This is a genomic window from Achromobacter sp. RT286_PF, from assembly GCF_059760425.1.
The window spans coordinates 1-25,074 of the sequence record NZ_JCBAMR010000043.1 but is presented as its reverse complement, the minus strand read 5'-3'; the positions used below and the strand labels follow the sequence as shown (position 1 = coordinate 25,074).

The 25,074-nt window shown below is 62.1% G+C and carries 23 protein-coding genes, 1 tRNA gene and 1 pseudogene; 6 read left to right on the top strand and 19 right to left on the bottom strand.

The features are described from left to right. Positions 1-168: 168 nt before the first annotated feature. Positions 169-1,656 carry a protein adenylyltransferase SelO gene (locus AC6LJY_RS24205; protein WP_498136932.1) on the bottom strand — a complete coding sequence of 496 codons (1,488 nt, stop codon included), beginning with the start codon at positions 1,654-1,656 and terminating at the stop codon, positions 169-171. Then, the gene (locus AC6LJY_RS24200; RefSeq protein WP_046803560.1) at positions 1,653-2,024 is read right to left on the bottom strand and encodes a DUF2069 domain-containing protein; all 372 of its coding nucleotides are present in this window, start codon (positions 2,022-2,024) and stop codon (positions 1,653-1,655) included. The genes AC6LJY_RS24205 and AC6LJY_RS24200 overlap by 4 nt, the downstream gene beginning before the upstream one ends. A gap of 17 nt (positions 2,025-2,041) precedes the next feature. Between AC6LJY_RS24200 and AC6LJY_RS24195 the strand changes: the two genes are divergently transcribed. Beyond that, on the top strand, positions 2,042-3,355 hold the full coding sequence (locus tag AC6LJY_RS24195; protein ID WP_046803561.1) for a YihY family inner membrane protein: 1,314 nt from the start codon (positions 2,042-2,044) through the stop codon (positions 3,353-3,355). A gap of 36 nt (positions 3,356-3,391) precedes the next feature. Next, positions 3,392-3,850, top strand: a complete 459-nt coding sequence (locus AC6LJY_RS24190; RefSeq protein WP_006218678.1) for a CBS domain-containing protein — start codon at positions 3,392-3,394, stop codon at positions 3,848-3,850. Positions 3,851-3,913: 63 nt separating this feature from the next. On the opposite strand, the gene dusA is transcribed toward AC6LJY_RS24190, so the two are convergent. Next, the gene (gene dusA, locus AC6LJY_RS24185) at positions 3,914-4,930 is read right to left on the bottom strand and encodes a tRNA dihydrouridine(20/20a) synthase DusA (protein ID WP_120154657.1); all 1,017 of its coding nucleotides are present in this window, start codon (positions 4,928-4,930) and stop codon (positions 3,914-3,916) included. 182 nt (positions 4,931-5,112) lie between these two features. Between dusA and AC6LJY_RS24180 the strand changes: the two genes are divergently transcribed. Together AC6LJY_RS24180 and AC6LJY_RS24175 are read left to right on the top strand one after the other, a co-directional pair. Then, positions 5,113-6,081 carry a homoserine kinase gene (locus AC6LJY_RS24180; RefSeq protein ID WP_046803618.1) on the top strand — a complete coding sequence of 323 codons (969 nt, stop codon included), beginning with the start codon at positions 5,113-5,115 and terminating at the stop codon, positions 6,079-6,081. 66 nt (positions 6,082-6,147) lie between these two features. After that, entirely contained in the window at positions 6,148-6,951 is an 804-nt protein-coding gene (locus tag AC6LJY_RS24175) for a BPSS1780 family membrane protein (protein ID WP_046803619.1), read from the top strand. Positions 6,952-6,957: 6 nt separating this feature from the next. On the opposite strand, the pseudogene AC6LJY_RS24170 reads toward AC6LJY_RS24175, so the two are convergent. The 10 genes and pseudogenes from AC6LJY_RS24170 to AC6LJY_RS24125 form a co-directional block, all read right to left on the bottom strand. Next, positions 6,958-7,068, bottom strand: a pseudogene (locus tag AC6LJY_RS24170) (DUF192 domain-containing protein); the annotation flags it as partial. A 143-nt stretch (positions 7,069-7,211) separates the two neighbouring features. Further along, entirely contained in the window at positions 7,212-8,081 is an 870-nt protein-coding gene (locus AC6LJY_RS24165) for a type II secretion system F family protein (RefSeq protein ID WP_498136931.1), read from the bottom strand. Positions 8,082-8,093: 12 nt separating this feature from the next. Further along, positions 8,094-8,939 carry a type II secretion system F family protein gene (locus AC6LJY_RS24160; RefSeq protein WP_498136930.1) on the bottom strand — a complete coding sequence of 282 codons (846 nt, stop codon included), beginning with the start codon at positions 8,937-8,939 and terminating at the stop codon, positions 8,094-8,096. Next, positions 8,936-10,762, bottom strand: a complete 1,827-nt coding sequence (locus tag AC6LJY_RS24155) for a TadA family conjugal transfer-associated ATPase (protein ID WP_498136938.1) — start codon at positions 10,760-10,762, stop codon at positions 8,936-8,938. The genes AC6LJY_RS24160 and AC6LJY_RS24155 overlap by 4 nt, the downstream gene beginning before the upstream one ends. 19 nt (positions 10,763-10,781) lie before the next feature. Beyond that, entirely contained in the window at positions 10,782-12,155 is a 1,374-nt protein-coding gene (locus tag AC6LJY_RS24150; protein ID WP_498136929.1) for a type II and III secretion system protein family protein, read from the bottom strand. A gap of 8 nt (positions 12,156-12,163) precedes the next feature. Then, complete coding sequence (gene cpaB / locus AC6LJY_RS24145) at positions 12,164-13,021, bottom strand: Flp pilus assembly protein CpaB (protein ID WP_498136928.1); 858 nt, start codon at positions 13,019-13,021, stop codon at positions 12,164-12,166. Then, a complete protein-coding gene (locus AC6LJY_RS24140) occupies positions 13,018-13,749 on the bottom strand; it encodes a hypothetical protein (protein ID WP_314360383.1) in 732 nt (243 codons plus the stop codon). The genes cpaB and AC6LJY_RS24140 overlap by 4 nt, the downstream gene beginning before the upstream one ends. After that, positions 13,746-14,381 (bottom strand): TadE/TadG family type IV pilus assembly protein, encoded by a 636-nt coding sequence (locus AC6LJY_RS24135; RefSeq protein ID WP_498136927.1) that lies wholly within the window; start codon positions 14,379-14,381, stop codon positions 13,746-13,748. The genes AC6LJY_RS24140 and AC6LJY_RS24135 overlap by 4 nt, the downstream gene beginning before the upstream one ends. Continuing rightward, positions 14,378-15,817, bottom strand: a complete 1,440-nt coding sequence (locus tag AC6LJY_RS24130; RefSeq protein ID WP_498136937.1) for a pilus assembly protein TadG-related protein — start codon at positions 15,815-15,817, stop codon at positions 14,378-14,380. Before AC6LJY_RS24130 ends, AC6LJY_RS24135 begins: the two co-directional genes overlap by 4 nt. A 2-nt stretch (positions 15,818-15,819) precedes the next feature. Continuing rightward, complete coding sequence (locus AC6LJY_RS24125) at positions 15,820-16,086, bottom strand: hypothetical protein (RefSeq protein ID WP_046803667.1); 267 nt, start codon at positions 16,084-16,086, stop codon at positions 15,820-15,822. Positions 16,087-16,467: 381 nt separating this feature from the next. On the opposite strand from AC6LJY_RS24125, the gene AC6LJY_RS24120 reads away from it, so the two are divergent. Together AC6LJY_RS24120 and AC6LJY_RS24115 are read left to right on the top strand one after the other, a co-directional pair. Continuing rightward, a complete protein-coding gene (locus AC6LJY_RS24120) occupies positions 16,468-17,130 on the top strand; it encodes an SOS response-associated peptidase (RefSeq protein ID WP_498136926.1) in 663 nt (220 codons plus the stop codon). A 48-nt stretch (positions 17,131-17,178) separates the two neighbouring features. Further along, on the top strand, positions 17,179-17,472 hold the full coding sequence (locus AC6LJY_RS24115) for a hypothetical protein (RefSeq protein WP_046803669.1): 294 nt from the start codon (positions 17,179-17,181) through the stop codon (positions 17,470-17,472). Between the two features lie 671 nt (positions 17,473-18,143). Here the strand turns inward: AC6LJY_RS24115 and AC6LJY_RS24110 are convergent. The 6 genes from AC6LJY_RS24110 to AC6LJY_RS24085 all read right to left on the bottom strand — a co-directional run bounded on the left by AC6LJY_RS24110 (position 18,144) and on the right by AC6LJY_RS24085 (position 25,022). Further along, a complete protein-coding gene (locus AC6LJY_RS24110; protein WP_172616244.1) occupies positions 18,144-18,347 on the bottom strand; it encodes a cold-shock protein in 204 nt (67 codons plus the stop codon). 190 nt (positions 18,348-18,537) lie between these two features. Continuing rightward, positions 18,538-18,616 (bottom strand) — tRNA-Ile (locus AC6LJY_RS24105). A gap of 9 nt (positions 18,617-18,625) precedes the next feature. Beyond that, positions 18,626-20,902: an RNA polymerase sigma factor RpoD gene (gene rpoD / locus AC6LJY_RS24100; protein ID WP_046803671.1), complete on the bottom strand. Its 2,277-nt coding sequence runs from the start codon at positions 20,900-20,902 to the stop codon at positions 18,626-18,628. Between the two features lie 881 nt (positions 20,903-21,783). Further along, positions 21,784-23,847: a DNA primase gene (gene dnaG / locus AC6LJY_RS24095; RefSeq protein ID WP_498136925.1), complete on the bottom strand. Its 2,064-nt coding sequence runs from the start codon at positions 23,845-23,847 to the stop codon at positions 21,784-21,786. Positions 23,848-23,866: 19 nt separating this feature from the next. Continuing rightward, the gene (gene rpsU / locus AC6LJY_RS24090) at positions 23,867-24,079 is read right to left on the bottom strand and encodes a 30S ribosomal protein S21 (protein ID WP_006218592.1); all 213 of its coding nucleotides are present in this window, start codon (positions 24,077-24,079) and stop codon (positions 23,867-23,869) included. 400 nt (positions 24,080-24,479) lie between these two features. Further along, the gene (locus tag AC6LJY_RS24085) at positions 24,480-25,022 is read right to left on the bottom strand and encodes a phosphoribosyltransferase (protein ID WP_046803673.1); all 543 of its coding nucleotides are present in this window, start codon (positions 25,020-25,022) and stop codon (positions 24,480-24,482) included. Positions 25,023-25,074 lie beyond the last annotated feature (52 nt).

The following is a 25,074-nucleotide window of genomic DNA, read 5'->3' as shown; positions in this document are numbered from 1 at the left end:
ATCCTGAGTGTCCCGCAGGCGACAATCTTACGAGATTTACAATGGAAACGAATGATTGCAGAGAAAAAAAGCGTGATATTTCGCTCTCTATCATCGCTTTTTCGCGTAAATCGCGGGAAAACGCCCCCGCCACCGCCCACCTTTGCGCGATTCGGGATAATCCGCGCGTCAAGACGAGCAGCTGACTTCCAAACTTCCGGCCCAATCCGGGGGCAACCCGGCGTAACGTTCGTACCCGGCCTGCGCCGTGTACGGGTCGCGCAGCAGCCTCATCAATGTGTCGATTTCGCTGGCGTCGCCCGTCTTGGCAGCCCGGATCGCTTCTTCAGCCAGGTGATTTCGTAAAACATATAGCGGGTTCACGCGGTTCATGCCGTCGGCCACTTCTTGCGCGGGGCGGCCCTCTTGTGCGTGGCGCGCCAACAGACGATCCAGCCATGCGCCGGCAGCGGGACGGTCGATGAACAGGTCTTCGAACCCGCTGCGCTGACCCAGCACCGCATCCGCCAATCGGCGCCACGACAAAGTGAAGTCCGCTTGATTCGCGTCCATCAGTTTAAGCAGGTCGTCCAGCAGCGGCTCGTCGGCCGGCTGCCAAGCGGCCAGCCCCAGTTTGGCGCCCATGCGGTCATGGAAAGCGCGCGTGAACACCGCCTCGAATTCGTCCAGCACCGCCCGTAGCGGCTCGACGTCTTGCACCAGCGCGTGCAGGCTTCCGCCCAGGCGATACAGGTTCCACAGGGCCACCGACGGCTGACGATTCCACGAATAACGCCCTTCCGAGTCGGAATGGTTGCAGACGTGCCCCAGCCGGAAACCGTCCATGAACCCATAGGGGCCGTAATCCAGGGTCAAACCCAGAATGGACATGTTGTCGGTGTTCATCACGCCATGGCAAAAGCCCACGGCCTGCCAATCCGCCATCAGCCGCGCGGTGCGGTGCGTGACGGAGCGCAGCAGATTCAGATAAGGGGCAATCTGGGCCTGGGCCGGATCGGCCGGCGCTTCGCGGCATTCAGGGTAAAAGCGGTCGATCACATAATCGGCCAGCGTCTTGAGCAGTTCGGGCTGGCGGCGTGACGACCAATGTTCAAACGAGCCGAATCGCACGAAGCTGGGGGACATCCGGGTCACGATCGCGGCCGTCTCGACGGTTTCCCGCATGACCGGGTCGTCAGATGTCACCAACGCCAAGACCCGCGTGGTGGGGATGCCCAACCCATGCATGGCTTCGCTGGCCAGGTATTCGCGTACCGAGGATCGCAACACGGCGCGGCCGTCGCCCATACGCGAGTACGGCGTCATCCCGGCGCCTTTCAACTGCAATTCCCAGCCGCCATCCGGCCCTTGGACTTCGCCCAGCAAATGGGCACGGCCATCGCCCAGTTGGCCGGCCCACACGCCAAACTGATGGCCGCTGTAGACCGCCGCCAAGGTGTCGCCGCCCGGCAAGGGTGCGCGGCCGGAGAACACTTCGAGGAATTCCGGCGTATCCAACGCGGCCGGGTTCAGGCCGATCAACGCCGCAGCGTCCGCATTGGCGTGCAACAGGCGCGGATTATTCAGGCCTTGCGGCGCCAGCCGGGTGTAGAAAGCAGCGGGCAACGCGGCAAAGCTGTTGACCGCTTGAAGTTCGGAAAGAGATCTGGCATTCATGCGCGTTGGCTCCTGGCGGCGCGCTTGGCGGGCCGCACATAGAAAATGGCGCTAAGGAAAAAGATAGCCGAAAGAACGATTTCGCCCCAGGCCATCAGGACGGAAAGCGGCGCCGGATCCGACATCGCCCGCACCACGCCTTCCATCAGATATAGCAGCGACAACATGGACGCCCACTGATAGGTATAGAGGTTGCCGCGCAAAATGCCGCGCAACGGAAAGGCCAGCGGCAACGCCTTCAGCAGCATCCAGGACCCGCCCGGCCGCAGCGGCGCCACCACCGTTTCCCAGGTAATGCACAAGACGATCAAAGCGAACAATGACGCCGAGGCCAGCAGGCGTAGACGGGGGTTGAGTTCGGGATTCATGCTGCTATTATCGCCTGATGAATCGCCCCGCCGAGCCCGGCGCCGCTACGCCGGTGGCCCCCGAACCCTCGACCGCGCGCTCTTCATGGGTAGCAAGGGCCGGACGCGTCTTCCGGTTCACGTTGCAACGCGCCGGCGAAGAAAAGCTGCTGCAGGTTGCCTCCAGCCTCACCTTCACGACGGTGCTGGCCATCGTGCCCATGCTGGCAGTGGTGCTTTCCCTGTTCACCGCCTTTCCGGTGTTCCAGGAGTTCCGTGTCGCCCTGGAAGACTTCCTGACCAACAGCTTGATGCCCCCGTCCGTCTCGGACAACATCATGGAATACCTGAACCAGTTCGCACGCCAGGCGTCCCGCCTGACGGCGATCGGCGGCGCATTCCTGCTGGTGACTTCCCTGCTGTTGATCATGACGATCGACCAGGCTTTTAACGACATCTGGCATGTGTCCCGCCAGCGGCCCTTGCCGCAGCGGGCGCTGGTGTATTGGGCCATCATCACGCTGGGCCCCGTCCTGGCAGGCGCCAGCCTGTGGGCGACCTCGTTCGTGGCGCGCGAATCGCTGGGGCTGGTCCGGGACGTGCCGGAAGTCGTCAGCGTCATCGTTTCTTTTATCCCGCTTGTCCTGACCGGGCTGGGCTTTGCGGCGCTATTTGTCGTCGTGCCGAACCGCGACGTGCTGTGGCGCGACGCGTTGGTGGGCGGCGGGGTGACGGCGGTTGCGCTGGAAATCATGAAGTCGGGTTTTGCCTACTACCTGACGCGGTTCCCCACCTACACGGTCATTTACGGCGCGTTCGCGACGCTGCCCATCTTCCTGTTGTGGATTTACCTGTCGTGGCTGGCCGTCTTGCTGGGCGCCACCCTGGCCTCAAGCGCCCCGCTGATCCGGCTGGGCCGCTGGGAAATCAACCGCTACCCGGGCGCACAATTCGTCGACGCCCTGGATGCGCTGCGCGCGTTGCGCCGTGTGCAATCCGCCAACCCGCCCGGCCTGCCCGCCAATGTGCTGGCGTCCCAGTTGCGGCTGCATCAGGACGAACTGAACGAGGTGCTGGAAACGCTAAGCGCAATGGGCCTGGCCACCCGCAGCCCCGACGACCACTGGGTGCTGACCTGCGATGCCCGCGAAACGTCGATGGCGCCGGTGGTCGATAATTTCCTGCTGGACCGCAGCCAGCCCAGGGTCCGTAACGACCCGGAAATTCTGCGAGTCGCTTCGGCCGTTATTTCACAGCAAAATACACCCACGCTGGAAGAACTGTGCGGAGAAGCGCAGAATACCGAAAATGGAATCGCTCCCTTACTGCAATTGGAAGCGAACAAGAAATAGCAAAGCATCAGGGCGCAGTCCGCCCGGGAGGAACCGATGTTGAAGGTCAGTGAGATTTTGCGCGTCAAGGGCGATACGCTCTATACGGCGTCGCCCGACATGCCTGTGTCCCAGGCTGTGCAAACCATGAGCGAGCAGGATATTGGCTCGCTTGTCATCATGGAATTCGGCACCCTGACCGGCATGCTCACGTTCCGCGAGATCATCCGCCACATGCACGCGCACGGCGGGGCCGGCGAAACCACGATTCGGTCGATCATGGACGACGCGCCGGTCAGCGTTTCGCCCAATACCAGCGCCGATGAAGTCCAGCGCCTGATGCTGGAAAAGCATGCGCGGTACATCCCGGTCATGGACGGCCCGACCCTGATGGGCGTGATTTCGTTCTACGACATGGCGCAGGCGATCGTCGCGGCGCAGCAGTTCGAAAACAACATGCTGAAGGCCTATATCCGCGACTGGCCGGCTGAAACTGCCGAACCGGCAAAGTCCTGATTGTTCTGATTAGTTCGGTCAGGCTGGGGTTCAGGCAGCGCTAGCCGCCACCCCGACGCCACGCTACACCCCTGCCGGCGCCGCTTCCAATGCGGCGCCGCGCACGTCAGGCGCCTGCCGCTGGCTGCGCCATGCGTCGTAGATCAGTTCCGGGTTGTTAGCCGAAAGCAGGGCCGGGTCGGACAACATCCGGCGCCAGCGACGCGCGCCCGACTGGCCGTTCACCAAGCCCAGCATCGGCCGGGTCATCACCCGCAATGGCACGCCCTGGGCCACCTGGCGGGCGGCGTATTCCGTCATGGCGTCGACGACTTGCGCGTCACTGGGCAAGCGTACCGACGGCCACAAGCGCAGCGACACCTCGGACAGCACGCGCGGCGTGTGCCAGGCCGCGCGGCCCAGCATCACGCCATCGAATTCGCCAGCCGCCTGCACCGACTGGTCCGCATCCGCCAAGCCACCATTCAACACGAAGGTGCAATCGGGAAAATCCCGCTTCAGCTGCTTGACGACGTCGTAGCGCAGAGGCGGGATTTCGCGGTTGTCCTTGGGCGTCAGGCCCTTCAACACGGCATTGCGGGCGTGTGCGATGAAAACGCGACAGCCGGTGTCGTAAATCTTGCCGACGAAATCTCGGACAAAGTCGTAGGAATTTTCGTAATCCAGACCCAGGCGGTGTTTAACGGTGACAGGAATGTCGACCGCGTCCTGCATGGCTTTGATGCAATCGGCGACCAGGTCGGGTTCCGCCATCAGGCATGCCCCAAAAGCGCCTTTCTGCACGCGCTCCGATGGACAGCCGCAATTGAGATTGATCTCGTCGTACCCCCATTGACGGCCCAGCTTGGCCGATTGGGCTAGTGCATCGGGCTCGCTGCCGCCCAGCTGCAACGCAACGGGGTGCTCGGCTTCGTCAAAGTCCAGGTGGCGCGGGATGTTGCCGTGCTGCAGCGCGCCCGTGGTGATCATTTCCGTATACAAGCGCGCGCGGGGGGCCAGCAGCCGGTGGAAGAAACGGCAATGGCGGTCGGTCACGTCAATCATCGGGGCGACGCACAGCCGCCAGTCGGGGGAGTCCAAGAATCACTCTACAAAACAAGGGGATGCGGTATTTTACGGGCTTCGCGGCATTATGTCCGGGACGCCCTGCCAGACAGTGCCCGGCGCTTCCGAACGGCCGGACGCTATGTGGTCTAAAATTGCGCCGCCGCCGCCGCACGGGCTTGTCCCAGCGTCCGTTAACCCCTATTCCCTGCATATCAATGGCCGTATTTACTCCCGTATCCGACGACGACGCGCGCGCCCTGCTGGCGCAATTCGATCTGGGCGAGTTCGTCTCGCTTCGAGGGATTACGGCGGGTATCGAGAACACCAACTACTTCTTGTATACGACCCGCGGCGAATATGTGCTGACGTTGTTCGAAGTGTTGACCCACGCCCAACTGCCGTTCTATATCGAATTGATGTATCACTTGGCGGAACGCGGCATCCCGGTGCCTCGGCCGCAGAACCTGCGCGACGGCACCCGCCTGACGACGCTGCACGGCAAGCCCTGCGCCATCGTGTCGCGCCTGCCCGGCGGGTACGAGCCGGCTCCCGGCGCCGCGCACTGCGCCCTTGCCGGCGCGACCCTGGCGCGCGCCCATCTGGCGGCGCAGGACTTTCCAATACACCAACCCAACTTGCGTGGCTTGAACTGGTGGCTGGATACGGCCCCCAAGGTGATGCCGTTCCTGGCGCCCGCGCAAGCCGAGCTGCTGACTGCTGAATTGGCTGCCCAGCAGGCCGCGGTGGCCACGCCCGCCTGGCAAGCCCTGCAAACCGGCCCGGCCCATTGCGACCTTTTCCGCGACAACGTCCTGTTCGCGGGCACCTTCGAAGATCCGCTCATGGGCGGCATCATCGATTTCTATTTCGCTGGCTGCGATACCTGGCTGTTCGACGTGGCCGTCAGCGTCAACGATTGGTGTATCGAACGTGACACGGGCGAGTTCGTCCCCGAACTGGTGCAAGCCTGGCTGTCGGCCTATGCCGCCGTGCGCCCCTTCACCGACGCCGAACGCCAGGTATGGCCGCTGATGCTGCGCGCCGCCGCGTTGCGGTTCTGGGTGTCGCGCCTCTACGACTTTTATCTGCCCCGCCCGGCCCAAACGCTTAAGCCGCATGACCCCCGACACTTTGAAAGAGTGTTGCAGGCGCGCCACCGCCCGGGCTTGCCAATATTGCCGTAACCGTAACGCCCCCCATAATGGGGCTAGCGCGTCCCTTTTTGAGAGCTATCCCTCCTTTAGAGAGCCATGCAAGCAGCATTCCTACCCGCGACATCCGGCTGGCAATGGGTTCGAGACGGCTTCCGCCTGTTCCGCAAGCAACCCCTGGCCATGTTCACCTGGGCCATGTTCATCAGCCTGCTGGTCGTTTTCGCCAGCGCGACACCGCCCGTCGGCCCCATCCTGGTCGTGGCGTTCATGCCCATCATCACCCTCATGACGTTGTCCGCGTGCAAGCACGTCGAAGCCGACCGCGTCATGTTGCCGTCGATGTGGGGCAAGCCGCTGAAGCAACCGGGCGTGTTCAGAAAGCTTTTCGTCATGGGCCTGCTGTACGCCGGTTTGAGCATGGCGGCCGGTTTGCTGACGTTTATGCCGTTCATGGATTCGATGGCGGAAGCTTATCGGATTGCATCGGTCGAACGTTCCCTGGACCCGATCCTGATGGCCATGCGCGTGCCGCTGACCATCTTCGCCATCATTTATGTGGTGATTGCCGCGTTGTTCTGGCATGCACCCGTTCTGGTCGCCTGGCACGGCCTGCGGCTGGTGCAAGCCCTGTTCTTCTCTGGCATCGCGTGCTGGCGTAATAAGTGGCCATTTCTGGTGTATGGCGCCACGTGGGCCTTGGTGTTTCTTTTCATCGACCTGTGCGCGGGCTTGTTGGTCTACATGGGGTTGTCGCCGCAGTTTGCCGGCACGTTGCAGATTCCGTTCAACATCGCCGCAGGCGGCGCGTTGTATTGCAGCTTCTATCCTGCCTATACCTCCGTGTTTGGCATCAATAACGCCAGCACGCATCTCGACAACGGCAATAGCGCCCAGGCATAGGGCGATGCGGCATGGCGGCAACGCCCTGCGCACCGCTATCACGCTTAAATCGCGCGACACAAACGCCACGTCGATGGCGTAGCGCATGCCAAAGGTATGCACGGCGGCACAAGGCATCAGCATCACACCGGACCGACTGCCGGGCGGTCGACGCCCGAGCAGTCCGCGCATCCGCCCTTTCCAGTCAAGCACGCGCAGGAATCGCAGCCGGGCCACCGGCAAGGGGCTTTGGTTTTGGCTTTGGCTTTGGCTGTTCCGGTTCATGGAATGCTCTGAAGCAGCTGAACCGCGATCGGAAAGGCCAGCACAATGAAGGTGCACGGGAAGATGCAGCCAATCAAGGGCAACAGCATTTTTACCGGCGCCTGCATCGCTTGCTGTTCGGCCCGCACATGCCGGTCACCACGGCACTGCGCCGCCTGCGCACGCAGAACGGGGCCGAGGCTGATGCCCAGCGTCTCGGCTTGAGCCAGCGCCGCAGCCCACGTCCGGGCGATCGGGCTATTGCTGCGGTCGGCCAGCGCTTTGATCGCCACGGCGCGCGTCACGCCCGCCCGCATTTCCGACAGTGCTTCTGACAGGGCATCGCGCAGCGCGCCCTTCGGCCCACTTTGCGCCGCAACTTGCAGCGCCCCCTGCACGCTAAGGCCCGCTTCCACGCATAGCGTCATCATGTCGAACACAAAGGGCAAGTCGCGTTCAATGCTGCGGCGCCGCGCGTCGCTCAGCCCATGCAACCACAGGCGTGGCGCCACGCCGGCCACCATGGCCGCCGCTATCGACCACAGCCACCCGCTTTGAAAGAAGGCGTCAAAGGCCGTCGTCAGGGCTGCGCACACACCGCCTGCAAGCAACGCCGCACTGACGCCCAACGCCGCGACGTGCGCGTAGCCAACCTCGGCAGACAGCCCGGCCAGTTCGACTGCACGGGCCAGGCGGGCACGCAGACGCCACGAACAAAGCGGCCCCACAAGGGGCGCCACGGCCGACACCCACGGCCAAGCCACCCGCCACCACCATGGCAGCCCGGCCAATACCAATCGGTTGCCGCCCAGCAACGGACGCAATGCGGACCAAGTCAACCAGCCCACGGCCGCTGCGGCCATCATCATGCTCAAAGTCAGCAACATGGTTCCCCCCTGTCAGAGTTCGATTCGGACGATGCGCCGGATCAACAGCACCCCGGCCGTTTCCAGCACGGTCAATATCGCGAGGACGCCCCAACCCATCGGCGTGTGCCACAACACGGCCATCACATCGGGCTCCAGGCGGTCCAGCACAGCCAGCAACAGCACGGGCAACGCGCCGACGATCCACGCCTGCAAGCGCCCTTGAGAGGTCAAGGCGAGCAATTTCGCCTGTAGCTGCAGGCGAGCCCGCAGGGTTTGCGCGATGCTGTCCAATGCTTCTGCCAGGTTCCCGCCGGTTTGCGCAGCGATACGCATTGCCGCCACCACCAATGCAGTGGAATCCCCCGGCATCCGCGCTTGGAGGTTTTCCAGCGCGACGTCCCTGGGCACGCCCAGGCGCTGCTCCCGCAGCATCAACCCGAATTCCTGCGCCAGGGGTGCGCCGCTTTGCTCGACGACATGGCGCAACGCCGTCGTCAACGCGACGCCCGCGCGCAGTGCCGCCGCCAGCATCAACAAAGCCATGGGCAACTGCTGTTCGAAACGTCGTGCCCGTCTTCGCCGCAACAGGCCAACCGTCATGCGGGGAGCCCTGGAGGCCACGCCCGCGAACAAGGCAGCCAAAATGCCGCTGCCCGTCAATGAAAAGACCAGCGCCGCGGACATTGCCGCAAACGCCATGGCGGCGGCCCATAACTGCGCCGGGTCAATGAACAGAAAGACCTCGCTCAAGCGCACGCCGGCGTCCTGTGTATAAAGCGCCCGATAGCGGCGCAACGCCGGCGCAAACCAGGCCTGCGCATGCCAAGCCAGCATCGCTGCGCAGCACATCGCCGCCCCAGCCGCCAACCAGATCATGATGCCCCCCATACGCCATGGGCATCCACCGGCCCGGGTATGGAGGCGGCCTCGGAGAACCATGCCGGTTCCAGCGACACACCCTCGTCGGCCCAATCCTGCATGAAGCCGGGCAAGGCTCCGCATCCGCTGAAGCCGGCTGCACGATCAAACCGAAATAGCTGCTGGATCTGTATGCGACCGCTTTCCATGCCCGCGACTTCAACAATGGATGTCACCACTCGCCGGCCGTTTGCCATTCTTGCCTGCTGCACTATCACGTCCACACTGGCGGCTATCTGTTCGCGCACCACCGACAGAGGCAAATCCAGGCCAGCCATCAGGATCATCGATTCCAGCCGCGCCAGTGCATCCCGGGGGGAATTGGCGTGCAGCGTGGTCAAAGAGCCCTCATGCCCGGTGTTCATGGCCGTCAGCATGTCGAACGCCTCGGCCCCTCGGCATTCGCCTACGACGATTCTGTCGGGCCGCATGCGCAGCGCGTTGCGAACCAATTCGCGAATCGCGATATGCCCCCTGCCCTCTTGGTTGGCGGGACGCGCTTCCAGCGCAACCAGATGATCGTGATTCAGCCGCAGTTCGGCCGCGTCTTCAATGGTGACGACCCGCTCACCTTCAGGGATTTCGTCGGACAGGATGTTCAGCAATGTCGTTTTTCCGGACCCCGTTCCGCCGGACACGACGACGTTCTTGCGCATCCTGACGCATAGCGCAAGGAACCGGGCCATGGGACCGCTTAATGACGCCGCCGCAATCAAATCCGCCATCTGAGGCCGACGCTGCGGAAACTTGCGGATGGTCAGGCTTGCGCCCTTCATCGCGACGGGCGGGATGATGGCGTGCACGCGCGAGCCATCCGGCAAGCGTGCATCCACCATCGGTGAGCTTTCGTCGATGCGGCGGCCCAGCGGCGTGACGATACGTTCGATCACCCAACGGACCGACTGTTCGCTGGTGAACGCGGCCGGATGCCGCCATAGACGCCCAGCGCGTTCAACATAGATTTCGTCATAGCGGTTGACCATGATCTCGGTGATATCGGGCGCGGCCAGCAGCGGTTCCAGGGGACCTAGGCCCACAGCCTCGTCCAGCACCTCGGCGCACAGGGCCTGCCTGTCGGCGTCCGGCGGCAGATCGGTGTCCGACGCCACGATCCGCGTCAGCAGGCGCTCGGCCTCGGCGCGCAACGTGCCATCGCTCATGCCTGCCACATCGCGCCTGCGCAGGTCCAGCGCGTCCAACAGCGCCGCATGCAGGCGGCGGCGCGCCTGCACCTGCTGTGGCTGAAGTTGAGGTTGAAGTCGAGGTGGGGGCGTTGGCTCCTGTTGCGTTGCCGTAGTCGCTCGGGTTGATGCGTTTGATGCGTTTGATGCGGTCAATGGAGCGGGCGACGGCAGGCTCGATGGCAATGGCAATGGGGACGGGGACGGGGACGGGGTTAACCGGGAGATTGCGGCCGGCGGCAAATGGGCGGTTGCATCACCGCCGGGCGGGGCGTGGCAATGCGCCGAGGCACTGGCGGACGGATCCGGCAGCGCGGCTGCGTCAGGGGTTGCCAAGCGCACCCTGAGGCGGCACGGTCCAATCAGGATGGCGTCGTCCGGCAGCACCGGCGCATGCCGCACGACACGAGCACCATTGACGATGGTGCCGGCAAGCGTACCCAGATCCTCCAGGACGATATGGCCGTCCTCGCGCAGCAGTCGGGCATGCTGCCGCCCCACTCGCCAATTGACGATACGAAGGCCGCACTGGGCACCTCGCCCGATCAGTACCGGCGCGGTGGTGGCCAGGCGGCGAACGCCGGCATCTTCATAGGTCATTTCGATGTCTAGCATGGCTTCAGGGCTGATCTGGCGGCTGCGCAGGTTCATCATTCGCGGCCCACTGGGAGCCCGCGCCGGAATAGGGATCCCATCCCTGGCTAGCGACCGGAGCCGCCGTTCCCAGGCGGGGCGGGTCCGGGAACGCGGCGTCAATAACGCCCCGCCCCCGCTGCACGCGGTCCATCAGGGCCGGCTCGCTTTGCGACACGATTTTTGGCGTCACGAATATGGCCAGTTCCGTTTCGCGCTGCTGGAATCGTCGGGACGAAAACAGCGCCCCCAGAATGGGAATGTTCTTCAACCACGGCAGTCCGGTGGACTCTTGCCCCTGCTCGCGCGACAAGAAGCCGCCAATAACCAGCGTGTTGCCTGACCTGACATTGAATTCGGTAGACGCCCGCCGCGTGCGCAACGCCGGTCCTCCTGCGACGCTAATCGAGCTGTCCACGGAACTTGCCTCGACTTCAATCAATGAACGGATCACGCCGTTGCGGTCGATGCGCGGCGTGATGTTCAGGGACACCCCATACGGTTTGAACAAGGTGGTAGGGTTGCCACGCGAGTCCGTCGATGTGTAGGGGACCTCGCCACCAGCCAGGAAAGTGGCGCTGGCGCCGCTGCGCGCCAGCAATTGCGGCTGAGCCAACATGACGGCCTCGCCGCTTTGGGCCAGCGCGGCGATACGCGCGGACAGCAAGGCGTTGACCCCGAAGTATCCGGCCGCGGTCGACATGGGCCCCGGCGTCTCGATCACTGGTTCGCCCGGACGCCTCATGCGTCCTCTGGAGCCGGCGTCCCAGGCGACACCGGCATTCAAGCCGCCCTGCGAAACACCGTCCCAGCGCACACCGAACTCTCGCATCCGCGAGGTGGGGATTTCCACGACCTGAACATCAAGAAGCACCATGCGGTCCCATCCCACCTGTCCGGTGAAATCCAGGATGGCGGGATAGCGTTCAGCCAGGGCGGCAATGCGCGCTCGGTCGTCGTCGGACAAGTCATCCCCTTCGATCACGATACGGCCGCCCACGTGCGTGCTGCGCGCCCCGGGAATGCGAGAAAGCAGCGAGTCGACCTCCGCGCGCAAGCGTGGCGCCCCCGCAGGCACCACGCGCAGCTCGTACGCAGCCGCGCGGCCGGCGGCGGTCCAGACGTGCACCGACGACATTCCTTCCGCGCGCGCGAAGATCACCACGTCGCGGCCCTCGGCGGCAATGGCGCTTAGTACCTGCCCGTTGCCGATCGCCACGCGCTTCACACCGGGGTGGGAAAGAACACGGGTTTCGCCGACCTGTAGCTCCAGCACTTCCGAGTTCGCCAGGGCGGCCGCTGTGCTGGGAGTCAGAAGCGCAGTGACAGCCGCCACGCAGAGAGTCCGCAAAATCACCATGACTTGTCTCATGGCCGCCTCGCGGAATAGTCCGGCGCGTCGACGGCTTCCGGTGGGAACATCACCGACTGCTTGTCCATACGATCTCCATACAAAATGGTCACGTCCGGCGCGCGCTTGGGCTCGGGGTCAAGCCCGATAAGGGACGCCAGGTCCGTTTGAGTCGAATCAGCCACGGTGGCCACATCGTCGCGATGCCGCAGCATGGCGGTTAGCGCGCCTGCCTGCCTGGCAGCAACAAACTTCATTGCTTGATCGGGATCGGCGGCAAGCGTGATGCTGCCGGCCGAGCCGACGATGCCGTCTTCGTCCGCCCCGGCGCCTACTGTCAGCACTCGCATCCCTTGCAGCAAGGGCACAGTGACCTCTCGTTGGTGATGGACGAAGGTCACGTAAAGGTCGATCAGGTCGTCGGCGCGCAAGCTATCGGCCAAGCCGCCCAGGTCCGCGGCGCTGACGGTCAGCGCCCGTTGGCCCGATCGCAATCGGGTTGCCAACGCGGGCGCCGGCGCCGTGAACGTCACCTGCGACTTCAGCAGGGGTTCGCCCTGGGCGACATCCACGAGCAGCGTGCCGCCAAGAAGATGGTTCACGGCCTGCGGCTCCAAACTGGCGGCAGACGCCCACTTCACCGGGATCTCTCGCACGGCCATGTCGATTTCTTCAAGCTGCGTCCCCGCCGCCAAGTCATACGCCGCCACCAGGCGCTCGACGACAGGCGCCCGAGCTTCGGCTTCCAGCGCTTCCACTCGCTGCTGCACATGCTCACGCACGGCCCACGCGGACACCAGCCCGGCCGCCAATGCCAACCCATAAACGCCAACGCGCCGCAACCGCAGAACGCCGTGCATCAGTGCGGCCTTCATGGCGTCCACCTTCTGACGTGGAGCCCGCTGCCCCCATCCAACGCAGTCAACGATATCTGCAGACGCTCGCCAGCCTGTGCCCACGACTGCTCTGCACCGCTTTCGGTTTCGGTTTCAAATACCCATCCTTCGCGGCGCAACGCGCCGTGCAGCAACGGCCCAAGCCGGGCGGGCGGCAGGGCCAGTTGCCAGATGCGATCGGACACTTTGCCTCCCTTTTCCTGCACCGCAAGATCCAGCCTCGGTATTGCGCCCTGCGGCAGCCAGGCCGGGGTCGCAAGGCCTGGAACGGAATTCATGCGCAGCGTAGAAACCGTGCCGACCGTGCGGCTCGGGCCCGCAGCTTGCAGCTGCACCACCCATTGCATGTCGTCGACCCGGCCAGACAAAATGATTTGATCGGTAAGCACATTCAAGTCGACCAAGGCCGGCTGCTGAGTCGACAAGTCGCGGATCAGGTCGGGCACTGCTACAGGCGAGTCGAACACAAGCACCTGGGCGGGAAGCCCATGCAGCCATATCCGATCCGCCAACATGTCATGCCGGCTTCCTTCGGGAAAACGTAGTCGGTTCAACGTAACGCCAGGCGATACCGCCGAACGGCCGGAAGGCCACGCGACGGAAGATACGGCCATACAGCCAAGCAGCACGCCGGCCGTCAGCGAACGAAGGCCGGCGCTGACAGCGCGCCTTCTTTGTCTCTGCGTCGTGTTCGTAGTCGCGGTCATCGGGATCGTTCCTTTTGTTGGCCCAATCGGCCCGGCGGGACGACGTCGTCCCACGCCGACAACCAATCAGTGTGGATCGCCGCCCTGCCCCATGCGCGGTCCATACGCTGGACGTACGGCGCCATCCGACGCGCCTCGGCAAGAGACGTTTGTTCGACGTGACGCCATGCCGTGGGCGCGTTGGCGATGCGTCGGCGTGCATCGGCGTCTCCGTGTGCGTGTCCCGTGCCGACCGCCACGTGCGTATGACGCGTGATCAAAGGCGCCGGCGGTCCGTCTCGCCCTGAAGGCGCCGACCGGGCGTACACCGCAAGCAAATGGAGCCCGGCTCCAAACCACTCGTGCTGCAAGCGGGACAGGTTTGGCGCTGCGATGTCAGCAAGGCCGAGTACCCGGCGAGTTTGCGCGGCGGCTGCGAAAGAATGTCGTGGCGTCACCGGTTCGCCCAACGCGCCGGCCATCGCCGCCTTGCGGCTGGCATGCGCCAACTGTTGAGCCGCAAACTGCAACCCTCCGATCCAGGTGACACTCCACACTAGCGCCGCCATCAATGGCAGCATCAGCAGCGCTTCAATCATTGCCTGCCCTTGCTGGGCGGCCGGAAAGCCAGAGCGAGTCGACATCGAGCTCATCGTGCCTCCCGGATTCGCAGCGCTTCGTCGCGAGTTATTGCGGATAGACGTGCCTGCCAATAGGGTCGAAACAATGTCGGCAATTCACTTTTTTTGTCGGCTCTAGGTTCCGGCCGCAGAAAGTACGTTTCAGCGGCGCTGGCGACGGTGATGGCGCCCGACTGGCCCAAGCCGTCATAGCGAAAGCGACCACGAGGTTGCGCCAGTGCGCTATCCGCATCCGTCGTCTTGAGCCGGGCGCCTGACCAGGCCACGCGCACGGCAAAACGCAGCGGGTCGCGCATACGCTCAGTGGGTATTTCCAGATAAGACGGCAAGCCACCGGCGGGCCAACGCTGCGCTGAAGCCATCGCATAGGAGTTGGCCATGGGATTGGTCGCGCCGCTGAAAATGTCCCACCCGGTGGACTGCTGCACCCATCGCCAAAAATCCTCTTGGGAGAAATCCGCGGGCGCGTCATCCACGTAATCGATGCCGTCAGGCGTCTGGGACTTTTTTCCTTGGGCCGTGCCCCAACCCATGGCGTACTCACGGAAGTAGCACCCAATCCAGCGATTGGAACGCAGCGCATGGAACGATTGCGTATCCAACGCGCCCCATCGCCCATCCGGGCCAAGCCAGGTCATTCCACGACGGCGCAATTCATGCCGCTTCAACGGACATCGGCGGCTGACCGGCCAGGCATTGCGACGCGTTGCATCGCGGCTATTCAGAAAGCGATAACGTTCCGTGGCCTGCTCCACGGCCGGACGCAGGCCCGCGTCTCGGGTAGCTGCGCTGCGCCCAATAAAGCCGGGCCAGTTGTCGGACAACAGATCCAGCGCCAAGCCCGACGAACGTGCGCCTACGCCGGAATCGGAACCGGGCCCGGAACCGGACCCGGACCCGGACCCGGAGTCGACCATGTTGGCTTCAAGCACCTTGCGCATGATGCGATCGCGAGTAGCGACAAGACCCGCCATGGCCGATTCCGCTCCCGCCTTCAAAACGCGATGTACCGCCCGATCATGTTGAGCAAACGCGCCGGCCAGCCGCGACTGTGCGTCCGATGGGGCTTGCCCGGCCCGATAGGCCAGGCCCATATCCGCGCCGAACAGCATCGCTATCAGGCCCCCCGGCGGATTGCGACGAGTGTGCTGCGTGTGCAAGGCGCCGCCGTACTGCGCGGCCGCTGCCAGGGTGACCAGATGCGCCATGGCGACCTGGTGGGCAATGTGGGTGCGATTGACGTAGGCGATCGCGTTGAGCGTGCGCGCTTGTTCCAGCGCGCCGCTGTACGCCGCCGCATCCGCGGCATGCGTCAGCCGCACGCGGCCCTCGACGGTCTGGCCCAGGTTGTAAAGCACGACCAGGGACGCCACTGCCACCGACACAACGACCATGCCGAACACCAGGGCCTGGCCATGTTGAAGGGACTCTGGCGTACGAGTAAACATCTTCACTTCGCTTCCGTCGCATTGCCGGTGAAAGACTTCAACGAGCGGGCCTTTGCCTGCGCGCCCGCCTTCTGAGCCGCTTGCTGCGCCGCGCGCGTCTGCGTCCCGCCGTCTTCTCCGGCCAGCTCGCGCGCCATCGCGGCGGTTTGCGAGCGAACCACTTGTCCGAAGTACTGATAGACGGCGATCGCCGCGACCGCCACAAGCGCTACGACGACGATGTATTCGGTCATGCCCTGACCAAGCTGACGTTTTCGACTGCTCCACATTTCTGCTCTCCGCTGCATTGAAAGTAGGCGTCAGTGTCGACGTCGCACTCAGGCGCCACAATTCGCACAAGCCGAGGTGGGCAAATGTGTCCCCGGGCCTTGACGCGTTGAAGAGCGCCCCAGCGGGCAAGAAATTCGTTGACGCCGGACGCGTCATAAAGAGCGTTCAGAGCGGAATGACCTGCGTGAGACCGAGATCTTGTAACCCGCTAATTCTTTTGGGGTTTTCCCTATTGCCGGCCGTTTTTTCCAGCAGTAGATTTGAGTTGCCGGGCTGTCTGACACCCATCGCGTGCGAAGCCGGGCAGGAGCGCCTCAGACTCATCTTGAGCTGGGGCGCTCTTCCGTTTTGGCGTCGACTTTTCAGCCATCGAGGCACGCATGTGTTCCCACTATCAGACGCTGAAAGACGCAGAACTGCTGCTGCAGAAATTCGGCGTTCGCGCCCCTTCCGTCAGCACGAAGTACGACATGTGGCCCCGATACGAAGGCTTGTTTGTCCGCCGGCCGATAGAGTGGGATTCAGGTGATGAAGCGGTGCCGGAACGAGAGGCTGTCATCGGCCGATGGGGCCTGATCTCGGCGGCGACGCGCCCGGATGCGGTGGATAAAGCCGCCAAATTGTCCACCTTCAACGCTCGTAGCGAAACCGCGGCAAAGTCATACACGTTCGGCAACGCTTGGCGCCGCGCGCAACGCTGCATCATCCCCGCCCAAGCCATCTTCGAACCCGACTGGCGATCAGGCGCGGCCGTTCCGACTCGGATCAGCCGTGCCGACGGCATGCCGCTAGGCATCGCCGGGCTTTGGGACAGGTGGCGCGACGCCGCGGGCCACCTGTACGAAAGCTACACAATGCTGACCATCAACGCCGACGACGATCCGCTGTTCAGTCGATACCACCGGCCAGACGAGGAAAAGCGGATGGTGGTGATCCTGTCGGAAGGTTCGTACCAAGACTGGCTGCGCGCGCCTTCGGAAGAGACGCGTGACCTTCTCGGCGCCTATCCGGCCCTGAAACTAATTGCCGACGCCGTGAAATGACCCCGTTTCTGGTGGAATATACTGGATATATAAACAGTGTCTTTCGCCATGACGTTCAAAGCCCCCCTCACCCTAGACGACCTCCGGACGATCCGCGAGCGTCAACCCTGGAACTCCGACGTGATCTCGCTGCTTTGGGAGGTCAAGCGCCTAAGGTCGGTGATCCTGCGCGCCTATCAACTATCGGGAGACTTCAAGCGGCCCGCCGGCGTGACGGGCGAACTGTACGATGATTTCGTCAAAAGTCTGTGCGACGAGCCCTGTGTGCAAGAGCGCGACAGCCTGGCGGCCTCGCTGCTAGAGGCTCCTGACAAGCTTCGCAAGGGAATGGCCCCGCGCTGAAAAGGCAAGGCCACAAGCCCCGGAGCGCCGCGCATAGACCCGTCAATCAGTCCTAGTTCCGGGCTTCAGACGATACAGAAGCGAATCCCGTTGCTAGAGTGTCTGAATGAACACATGGCCCTATCCCGATTTCCCGCCCGCCGAATTCCGGGCGCTCTCCGAAGCCGACAAAGAGCTTTGCATAACGATGATCCGAGCGTTCTGCGCAGAGATAGCGTTGCAAGAAGCGAGAGGCATGCGCCCGGATCCGAATGAATAGGCAGGCGACGCCCGCAGGCATTAGATAAGCCCACGGAAACCCACCATACGGATGTGCCTTCAGCAGTTACCGACCTTGAAAAGGCAAGGGGGCGTTCCACACGCTCCCGAACGAGGCGGTAAAGGCCATATCCGTATGACTTTTGCACAATGAAGACTGCGAACGCCCCGGCAAAGCCCATAGCTTTTGTCGGGGCCGCCGCATACCTTTCCGCATACCCGCCTTGGCTGCACAAAGAATCAGCCAAGATTCACAAGATCTGGTCTGTTGGCCCTGGTGTTAGCCCCCGTGTTAGCCCAAGAGCGAACGCTAGACCGGCCTCACAAACAAAAAGGCCGAATCCATTGTTCCAATGGATTCGGCCCCGCAGCTTGCTACCTACCTGCCCGCCTGACAGCGGGCAAACAGGTTATTAAATCGCTTTGATCATGGTCGCCTGAGGACCTTTCTGTCCTTGGCCGGCGACGAAAGAAACGCGCTGGTTCTCTTCAAGAGATTTGTGCCCGTCACCCTGAATTTCCGAGTAATGCGCAAAGAGGTCTTTACCACCCAGTTCCGGCGAAATAAAGCCGTAGCCCTTGTCGTTGTTGAACCACTTCACGATACCAGTTTCTATCTTCAATGTATGTCCTAGATGTACAGGGAAAAAATATTCCCGCAGCCACTATGGGCGCTTAACGGCAACAAAGATATCGCTGTTTCTCAATGCCACATATTCTGCACACACTGAAGGTCCCTCTTCGCTCCAAAAACGAAACAGCCGCCATTGCTGGCGGCTGTACGTACCTGATTACTCAGGATTTTCTTGGTAGGCCCCCCGAGAGTCGAACTCGGCACCAACGGATTATGAGTCCGCTGCTCTAACCAGGCATGAGCTAGAGGCCCAGGAAACGATTACTGCCCTTCGAGGAAGCTTTTCAGCTTATCGGCGCGGCTGGGGTGACGCAGCTTGCGCAGCGCTTTAGCCTCTATTTGGCGGATGCGCTCGCGAGTCACGTCGAACTGCTTACCCACTTCTTCCAGGGTCTGGTCGGTGCTCATTTCGATACCGAAACGCATACGCAGAACCTTGGCTTCACGCGGGGTCAGAGAGTCTAGCACTTCCTTGACCACATCACGCATGGAACCATGCAAAGCCGCGTCCGAAGGCGCCAGCGTCGAGGTGTCTTCGATGAAGTCGCCCAAGTGCGAATCATCGTCGTCGCCGATCGGCGTTTCCATCGAGATCGGTTCTTTAGCGATCTTGAGGATCTTGCGGATCTTGTCCTCGGGCATGTCCATCTTTTGCGCCAGGGTCGCGGGATCCGGCTCAGCACCGGTTTCCTGCAGAATCTGACGGCTGATCCGATTCATCTTGTTGATCGTTTCGATCATGTGAACCGGAATACGGATGGTGCGCGCCTGGTCAGCGATGGAACGCGTGATGGCTTGACGAATCCACCACGTGGCGTACGTCGAAAACTTGTAGCCGCGACGGTACTCGAACTTGTCCACGGCCTTCATCAAGCCGATGTTGCCTTCCTGAATCAGATCCAGGAATTGCAGGCCACGGTTCGTGTACTTCTTGGCAATCGAGATCACCAGACGCAGGTTGGCCTCGGTCATTTCGCGCTTGGCCTTGCGAGCCTTGGCTTCGCCCGTGGCCATGCGCTTGTTGACGTCTTTCAGGTCCTTCAGCGGCAGCACGACACGCGTTTGCAGGTCGATCAGCTTTTGCTGCAGTTCCTGCACTGCGGGAATCTGACGTTCCAGCGTTTCGGCGTAAGGATGGCCGGCGCTGACTTCGTCAACGACCCATTGCAGGTTGGTTTCATTGCCCGGGAAGACCTTGATGAAGTGCGTGCGCGGCATGCCGGCACGGTCCACACACGTGTGCAGGACGGCGCGTTCAAGCTGGCGTACTTCTTCCACTTGGTTGCGCAACGTGTCAGCCAGCTTCTCGACCATCTTCGCGGTGAAGCGGATGCCCATCAGTTCGTTCTGGATGGATTCCTGCGCGCGCACGTAGATGTCCGACTTGTAGCCGTCTTTCTCGTACGACAGGCGCATCTTGTCGAACTGCTTGCCCACTTCGTCGAACTTGGCCAACGCCTTCACGCGCAGGTCTTCCAGCTGCTTGCTGGACATCCCGCCCGCGGGGCCGTCATCGCTTTCGTCTTCGTCAGCGGTCACACCGGCGCCGGCGTATTCTTCGCCGTCTTCCGGATCAACCAGGCCGTCAACAACTTCGTCGATCTGCGCCTGGCCTTCCCGCACGCGCAGGATGTGGGCCAGGATTTCGTTGATCGTGGTCGGGCAGGCCGAAATGGCCATGACCATGTGCTTCAAGCCGTCTTCGATACGCTTGGCGATTTCGATTTCGCCTTCGCGCGTCAGCAGTTCAACCGAGCCCATTTCGCGCATGTACATACGCACGGGATCGGTGGTCCGGCCAAAGTCGGAATCCACGGTGGTGAGCGCGGCTTCGGCTTCGTCTTCGACATCGTCGTCGTTGGACGCAACCGGGGCGTTCTCGCTCATCAACAGCGTTTCGGCGTCGGGGGCCTGGTCGTAGACCGCGATACCCATGTCGCTGAACGTGCTGATGATGCCGTCAATGGCTTCGGCGTCGACCAGGTCGTCAGGCAGATGGTCGTTGATTTCGCCGTATGTCAGGTAGCCGCGGTCTTTGCCCAGCTTGATGAGCTGCTTCAGACGGTTGCGGCGAGCTTCGTATTCTTCAGGCGTGACAGGGCCGCGCGCGATCAGATCCTTGGGATCTGCCTTGCCGCGCTTGCCGCCGCGCTTGGGCGGCTTCAGGTCAGGCAGCACTTCGCCTTCGCCGTCCATCGTGTCGTCGAAACCATCGCCGTCGTTATTGGCGTTCTTGGCGGGGCGGCCCGGGCGGCGGCCGCTGGGTACCGGACCCGAACGAGGTGCGCTACCGCCAACCAAGTCGGCGAGTTTGTCCTCAGCCTTCTTGGCGCGAGCCTTGGTCACTTTTTCGGGCTTGTCAGCCGCGGCCGTCTTGGTTGCCTTTTTGGCAGCCGTCTTGGCGGCAGGCTTGGCGACCTTCACCGCCGTCTTGGCGGGCGCTTTTTCCGCCGCCATGCTTACGGCACGCTTGGCCGCGGGGGCCTGAGTTTCAGCCGCATCAATTGCAGAGGAGGATTTGCCGGTGGATTTGGTCATAGTCGCTTCCGTGGTCGTCGCAACCCGTTTGGGCATGTTGCACCGCGCTGGTTCACCCTGGACGGTGGCCCAGCGCGACGCAGATACGGGTAAAACAGATAAACCGGCCAAGATCACGCGGCTGCGTTGTTCGCAGCGCCAGCTCTTGCGAGCCCGCTTGGCGCCTTGCCGGTGCAATACCGTTCGGGCGCTTAACGTGCATAACCTCATCCTGCGGCGGATTCCGGGCGTCGGGGGGGCTGCCTGCCTATAAATAGGCTTTGCTTGCTTATGGGGACGGTTGCCCCTAGCAGCTATGTAGACACAGCACCCAGACCACTAACGCTACGCAAAAATGCTCACCGCTGAACTGCCTGATTCACCGCTCAGCCTTCGGCTCCAGCCGTCGGCCATAAAATCACTTAAAACAAGTACCTTTGATGTACTTCGGTCTTTCTCAATACTGCTTTCGCATCAATCTTCATCACTACGATTCATCACTACGATTCATCACTACGTCTTGCACTGCACATTCATGCACGCCTGCGATGCCGTCCTGCCTGCACCGTCCTGCGGGCCTTACTTCCTGCCAAACCGCTTCAAGCAAAGACGGCGAAAATCTATTAGATTCATCTAGCCGAAATTGATTCCGCCGGCTTGGACGCATCCTTCAGCACGAGCGCTCTCGGGCCAAGTCGTCTTAGGATTCAGAAATATTTCAGGAATCTTTGCGCTGCAAACATCGATGCATAAAATGCAAGGCTACGGTCGGAAGGCTATGCTTCAAGGCTATATGCTCCAGGGCTATAGCCTCCAAGACTATGCTCGATGGTCGCACCACTCTCGGAACTACACAGCTTCGCATGGCCCTTGCCAGCGGACAACCTTCGATTTTAGCGCATTTACCGTATCCCAGCACCTTTCAACACCGCCAATCGGCTGGACAGCTCCAGATAGCGCTTCCGAGCTTCCTCGGTAGACAGACCCGTCGCCGCCAGTTTGGCCATTTCAAGCTTCGCTGAATCAAATTCAATGCGCCGCAAGGCGTCATCCCACTCGGTTTGGGGATCCGGCAAATCTTCCTGAGACAGGATGTCCGCGCGCAGCCCCTTTAGGACCGTTGCCAGGTCCGAATCGGGCTCGGCTGCCTCCAACAGGGCGCCGACATGGCGCGCGCCGCTGGACTGAGCCAGCATGATCAAGTCCCGTACCAAACCTAGATGGGGGCCATGATCGATGACTTCAAGTTGCTGATCGCCCATCGAGTCGACAAGTTCGGGGTGAGCCAGCAAAAGCCCCAGCAGACGCTTGGCCAGGGACGGCATGGTGCGGCGCCCCTCAAAGCCGCCGACATCATTGTCCCGGCGCCCTTTCCAGTTGCCCTTGCCGCCCTTCCAGTCGCTTTTGCCCTTCCAATCGCCTTTGCTCTTCCATTCGGGCTTCCCGCCGGATCGTTGGCCGGAGCCCGCCGCCGCATCCCCACCCGCCGACGGAAAATGCCCGTAATCGCCAAAATCGGGCTCTTCGGCGGGAATATCGTGGAAATCATGGCCGGCAAAGTCATACCCCATATCGGAGTGACCGCCGTCCTGATCCGAACCCGAATGTCCTGACGGTGCACCGGCCTCGCCTGCGCTGGCTTTCGCCGCGCCAGGCGGGGCAAAAGGTTTGGCCGGCTGCTGCGCCAGGATCTGCGACATTTCCTCGGGCGTCAGTTGCACAAGCTTGGCCATTTCGCGCTCGATCTGGACGCGCAACGCGCATTCCGGAATCGCTGCCAGCAAAGGCTTGGCCTCGTGCAGGCAACTGGCGCGGCCTTCCGCTTCATTCATGTTGTGGCGCGAGGCCAATTCGTCCAGCAAAAATCGGGACAGGGCAACAGCGTCGCCCAGGCATGCGCGGAATGCTTCAGCGCCCAGCTCCCGCACGTACGAATCCGGATCGTGCTCGGACGGCAAGAACAGGAAACGGATCGCGATATCGTCGCGTAGAACGGGCAGACAGGCTTGCAGCGCGCGCCATGCGGCACGCCGACCGGCGCCGTCACCGTCAAAACTGAATATCACCTTGTCGCTGGCGCGCAGCAGCTTCTTGACGTGGTCCGGCGTTGTTGCCGTGCCTAACGTCGCGACCGCGTTGGCGATCCCTTGCTGCGCCAGCCCGACCACGTCCATGTAACCTTCAACCACGATCACCTGGCCTTCCTGGCGGATGGCTTGGCGCGCCTCCCACAGGCCGTACAACTCATGGCCCTTCGAGAAAAGCGGCGTCTCGGGAGAATTCAGGTACTTGGGTTCGCCTTTGCCGATGATGCGGCCGCCAAACCCGATCAGACTGCCTCGTGCGTTGCGAATCGGAAACATGACGCGCTCGCGAAAGCGGTCATAACGGCGCCCATCTTCGGATTCGATGACAAGCCCCGACTCCACGAGCGTGGGGTCGTCGTAATTGGGAAAGACCTGCGCAAGGCCGTGCCGGTCGGTTCCCGACCACCCCAAGCCGAAATGCGCGGCAATTTCGCCCGTCAGGCCACGCTGCTTCAGGTAGCGGATGGCGGCCGGAGATGCACGCAACTGTTTCAGGTAGTGCGCCTGGGCGGCATCCAGCACCTGCGTATGGCGGGACTCCTCGGCCTTGCGGCGCGCGGTTTCCTGCTGCTGACGTGGACTGCGATTTTCTTCCGGGACCGTCATTCCCGCCGAAGCCGCGAGCGTGCGCACGGCTTCGGGGAAACTGGTACCCGTATGTTCCATCAGGAATGTGATGGCGCTGCCATGGGCTCCACAGCCGAAGCAGTGATAAAACTGCTTGGTGGGGCTGACAGTGAAAGACGGACTTTTTTCGTTATGAAAGGGGCACAGGCCAAGCAAGTTGGCCCCACCCTTTCGCAACTGCACATATCGCCCGACTACGTCGACGACGTCGACTCGGGCGAGTAGATCCTGGATGAATGATTCTGGAATCAATAGATTCGGGAATCAAAAATCAATACAGGCGCGGGGGCAGTTGTTGGCTACGAATGCGCTTGTAGTGGCGCTTCACGGCGGCGGCGTGCTTGCGCTTGCGCTCGGCCGTGGGCTTCTCATAGAACTCGCGCGAACGCAGCTCGGTGAGCAAACCGGTCTTTTCGATGGTGCGCTTGAAGCGGCGCAGAGCGGCTTCAAACGGTTCGTTTTCCTTCAGTCGAACGATAGGCATAAAGTGATTGGCCTGCTTGTAGGGTAACAAAAGTTGATGACAAACCTGGCTTGCTTACCAGCAACGCTGCGCGGGTCCAGGTCCGCGGTAACCAATAACCGCGGAACGAGGAACCTTGAAAGCGCAACCCAAGTTCTCGAAAAACGACGTAGCGGGAAAACATGCAGCGCTGCTTTAGCAGTACTGATGCGTACCCACTCTTGCCCGTTTTTTACGTATTTCTCGGATTTCCGCTGGCTGTTTCCGTTACCCAAAGACTACCCAAAGAGTAACAAGCCAAGTTCGGTTTAGCGATAACCAGCGATTCTAGCATGGTCACGCCCGCTTTGACTACTAGGAGGGACGCTTGACGCATACATGCATCCCTCCTTTCCTGCCTTGGACTTCAGACCGACCGAGCTCAGCTCTTGTAACCCTTGCGGATCCACGCTTCCAGCTGATGTGGTCGCAGGCTGTCGTAATCCTCGAACGGCTGGTGAATCCAGGGGTTCGTCGGCAGCTTCTCGACGTAATAGTCGGGCGTGGCTTGGGAATGCCCTTTCCACCAGAGGACGGCGCTGCGCAATTCCGTGATGTCGGCGAATTGGCTCTTCAGATGGTCGTAGACCTTGCTGAACGTCTTGCCGGTGTCGACCATGTCGTCCACCAGCAACACCCGCCCGGACAATGTGCCGCGCGTGATGGTGATGAACTGCGCGATGTCCATGTCGCCCTGCTTGGTGCCGGCGGCTTCGCGATAGCTGCTGGTGGCCAGAATGCCCAGCGGGACATCAAAAATACGGGACATAACGTCGCCCACGCGCATACCGCCGCGCGCCAGGCAAAGAATCTTGTCGAACTTCCATCCCGACTGGTGCACCTGCAAGGTCAGGCGCTCGATCAGCCGGTTGTAATCGTCCCACGTCACCCACAGATGGCTCTCATCATTGGTCGGTGCGCTCATAGGTAAGCATCTCCTGCTTAAAAATACGAAAAGGCCGCCGCCGGTATGAGAC

Coding starts and splice junctions, on each gene's coding strand:
- AC6LJY_RS24205 (WP_498136932.1), bottom strand. CDS start 1,656: ATGAATGCCAGATCTCTTTCCGAACTTCAAGCGGTCAACAGCTTTGCC.
- AC6LJY_RS24200 (WP_046803560.1), bottom strand. CDS start 2,024: ATGAATCCCGAACTCAACCCCCGTCTACGCCTGCTGGCCTCGGCGTCA.
- AC6LJY_RS24195 (WP_046803561.1), top strand. CDS start 2,042: ATGAATCGCCCCGCCGAGCCCGGCGCCGCTACGCCGGTGGCCCCCGAA.
- AC6LJY_RS24190 (WP_006218678.1), top strand. CDS start 3,392: ATGTTGAAGGTCAGTGAGATTTTGCGCGTCAAGGGCGATACGCTCTAT.
- AC6LJY_RS24180 (WP_046803618.1), top strand. CDS start 5,113: ATGGCCGTATTTACTCCCGTATCCGACGACGACGCGCGCGCCCTGCTG.
- AC6LJY_RS24175 (WP_046803619.1), top strand. CDS start 6,148: ATGCAAGCAGCATTCCTACCCGCGACATCCGGCTGGCAATGGGTTCGA.
- AC6LJY_RS24165 (WP_498136931.1), bottom strand. CDS start 8,081: ATGTTGCTGACTTTGAGCATGATGATGGCCGCAGCGGCCGTGGGCTGG.
- AC6LJY_RS24160 (WP_498136930.1), bottom strand. CDS start 8,939: ATGATCTGGTTGGCGGCTGGGGCGGCGATGTGCTGCGCAGCGATGCTG.
- AC6LJY_RS24155 (WP_498136938.1), bottom strand. CDS start 10,762: ATGACCTATGAAGATGCCGGCGTTCGCCGCCTGGCCACCACCGCGCCG.
- AC6LJY_RS24150 (WP_498136929.1), bottom strand. CDS start 12,155: ATGGTGATTTTGCGGACTCTCTGCGTGGCGGCTGTCACTGCGCTTCTG.
- cpaB (WP_498136928.1), bottom strand. CDS start 13,021: ATGAAGGCCGCACTGATGCACGGCGTTCTGCGGTTGCGGCGCGTTGGC.
- AC6LJY_RS24140 (WP_314360383.1), bottom strand. CDS start 13,749: ATGACCGCGACTACGAACACGACGCAGAGACAAAGAAGGCGCGCTGTC.
- AC6LJY_RS24135 (WP_498136927.1), bottom strand. CDS start 14,381: ATGAGCTCGATGTCGACTCGCTCTGGCTTTCCGGCCGCCCAGCAAGGG.
- AC6LJY_RS24130 (WP_498136937.1), bottom strand. CDS start 15,817: ATGTTTACTCGTACGCCAGAGTCCCTTCAACATGGCCAGGCCCTGGTG.
- AC6LJY_RS24125 (WP_046803667.1), bottom strand. CDS start 16,086: ATGTGGAGCAGTCGAAAACGTCAGCTTGGTCAGGGCATGACCGAATAC.
- AC6LJY_RS24120 (WP_498136926.1), top strand. CDS start 16,468: ATGTGTTCCCACTATCAGACGCTGAAAGACGCAGAACTGCTGCTGCAG.
- AC6LJY_RS24115 (WP_046803669.1), top strand. CDS start 17,179: ATGACGTTCAAAGCCCCCCTCACCCTAGACGACCTCCGGACGATCCGC.
- rpoD (WP_046803671.1), bottom strand. CDS start 20,902: ATGACCAAATCCACCGGCAAATCCTCCTCTGCAATTGATGCGGCTGAA.
- rpsU (WP_006218592.1), bottom strand. CDS start 24,079: ATGCCTATCGTTCGACTGAAGGAAAACGAACCGTTTGAAGCCGCTCTG.
- AC6LJY_RS24085 (WP_046803673.1), bottom strand. CDS start 25,022: ATGAGCGCACCGACCAATGATGAGAGCCATCTGTGGGTGACGTGGGAC.